Source organism: Streptomyces sp. P9(2023) (assembly GCF_032436795.1).
GTDB lineage: Bacteria > Actinomycetota > Actinomycetes > Streptomycetales > Streptomycetaceae > Streptomyces.
In genome coordinates this window covers 1-269 of record NZ_JAUPWM010000502.1, presented here as the reverse complement: position 1 = coordinate 269, position 269 = coordinate 1, and the positions used below count along the sequence as shown (strand labels likewise).

Sequence of the window (269 nt, the reverse complement as noted above, 5' to 3'; positions counted from 1 at the left end):
CCTGGCAAGCTGCCACGCCTCCCAGTCCCTTGGGCGATACTGCCAACGGCCTGTTGCGCGCCACCCCTGATACGGCCACCAGCTTCATGCAGACGCTGGCCGTACCAGAGAGCGCCCTGAAGTCGGCGCCCGCAGAGACCTCTTTCATACTGCCCAATAGCGCAACGTCATCTGGCCCCATGCCGTCTTCTCCCCCCATCCAGGCCAGCTTGGGCACGCCAGTCTCCAGCCCCGCCTGGCCGTCCCAGTTGGGTCAACAGTTGGTCCAC

1 protein-coding gene is annotated in these 269 nt (G+C 65.4%); it reads right to left on the bottom strand.

The genetic code is table 11. The features are described from left to right. Positions 1 to 217, bottom strand: a 217-nt coding sequence (locus tag Q5762_RS38525; protein ID WP_315896970.1) for a hypothetical protein, incomplete at its 3' end; no start/stop codon positions are given. Positions 218 to 269: the final 52 nt, after the last annotated feature.